We start from the raw sequence: 2,002 nt of genomic DNA on the forward strand, positions 1-2,002 counted from the left end.
GGTGTGGGGTGTGGGGTGTAGGTTTTTACCGATTCTCATCTGGTCAATTACCTAATTTTCAGAGAAAAAGTCTAGGAATTTTCCCCCGACCACTCCCAGAACTGATACTTTTTGATTGACAAAAAGTCTAAAAGTCTTACCCAACAAGGTTTTTAGATTCATTCAGCCAGCCCTAAGTAGGGAAGGAGACTCCGAGACAAAGTCCCCATACTTTTGCCCATTGCCTATTGCCGATGAATTCCCCGCCCTCAAGAAAAAAAATCGCCCTGACGATTAGAATAGAGTTAACTTTCCCCCTCCAGGCTCTGCTCAATTAACTAGATTATGACATCCTCCTATTTTGGTCTAGAAACCGAAGAAAATAAACTAATTAACTCTAATAATCTCTCGTTCGCCGCTTCTCTTGGTATTCATGGCCTGCTTTTAGCGATTATCTTACCTAATTTCCTCAATAATCCAGTACAGGAGCCAAAAAAGGAGTTACGCAACGTCAATCTGATTGAATTGAACCCTCTAGAGCAATCACGTCTTCCCAGTCTCGACTCCTCCCTGTCCAGCTTACCCGGACTGCCTAACCCCAATTCGTCCTCTTCCTCTTTGCCTCCTCTCCCCTCAATGGATGGTATCCATAACAGCACCTTACCTCCTTTACCCTCGGTTTCTTCCCTTCCCCCTTTACCTTCCTTACCTGCTTTACCTCCCCTCTCCTCTTTACCCTCCGTCAATATCTATTCTCCTCCCGTGGCATCTATCCCCTCTCTGGGTAGATTACCGGTTCCTCGCAATTTTCCCACTTCTACCCCCAGTTTACCCAGTCCTCCTTCTGTTCCCACCCTGCCAGAGAATAATAATCTGCCGAGGGAGACTAATAACCAGCAGATCCGGCCTTACTTTGATCCCTACCAAGATAATCTAACTTTAGATAGATTGCGAAATTCGCCCCGTAGTGCATCGCAACAGGCACAGGAACAATTAAACAATTCCTTAGCCCGCACGTCAGAGCCGAATGGTCAATCTCCCCTCGATGATCAGCGTCGTCAACAATTAATGTGGGAAATGCGGGAACGTTTGCGCTCCCTGGAGGCGGACAAAAGCAATACCAGTAACGAGGAGGCCATGAGAAATCAGGTGGATTGGCTGGCCAGAGTCCAAAAAACCAATCCTAACGCCTTAAATGAACTAAATCAGCCCAATCAGGGCAGCGGAGGCATAACTACCGTCAATTTGACCGGTAACTATCCCGCCACGGCTTGTTCCCGTCAATTAGCGGGGACGGCGGTTTATGGGGTGACGGTGGATGCTCAAGGCCGTCTCAGCAGTGAACCCCAGTTAATTAAAAGTGCCGGCTTCCCGATTTTCAATCAACAGGGGGCTAGGGAAGTGCGCTCAACTCGCTTTAATAATCCCAGTGGTGAGTCGAGAATCTATCAGGTGCGCGTCAGTTTTGCCCCTAACCCGGAAGTGTGCCGAGATGCGATCGCTAATCCCCCAAAACCAGAGGGTAGTAACCTCAATACCCGTAATGCTGCCCCCGTAACGCCGGCAATTGGAACCCCGCTTCGTCCTAATCAAACCTCGCAACCCGCCGTTAGTCCCCAACCGGATAACGTCAAGCCACCCGCAACCACAGGGACAAATCTGGCCCCAACCCAGCAAGAACCGCCCAAAGAAGCGATAATCGAGGAAAAAGCCCCGGAAACTTCTTCCCAACCCCCCGCTCTCAATCAGACGGAGGTTTCCCCCGCTAGTCCCCCCACTAGCCAAAATCCTCAACCCGTCAGCGAGGAAGCTTTGCCCCCCGGTCCGCCGGCGGAAGCTAAAACTGAACCAGAAAGTTAGGCCTTTTCAGTTATCAGTAATCAGTAATCAGTTATCAGATGTGAGTTTTAAGTTCACTGATTACTGAAAAAAACTCTCATCTTCCTAGTCAATGATTCGATCCCCCCTGCCCCCCTTGATAAGGGGGGTGCCGATAGGCGGGGGGATCCCCCTTGATAAGGGG

Annotated in this window: 1 protein-coding gene; it reads left to right on the forward strand. The window is 49.6% G+C overall.

Annotated features, from left to right (window positions below; genetic code table 11):
• Positions 1 to 324 precede the first annotated feature (324 nt).
• Positions 325 to 1,839, forward strand: coding sequence for an energy transducer TonB (locus IQ234_RS20665; protein WP_193958449.1), 1,515 nt, complete (start codon positions 325 to 327; stop codon positions 1,837 to 1,839).
• Positions 1,840 to 2,002 lie beyond the last annotated feature (163 nt).

This window comes from Microcystis aeruginosa LEGE 91341, assembly GCF_015206885.1.
Lineage (GTDB): Bacteria > Cyanobacteriota > Cyanobacteriia > Cyanobacteriales > Microcystaceae > Microcystis > Microcystis aeruginosa_H.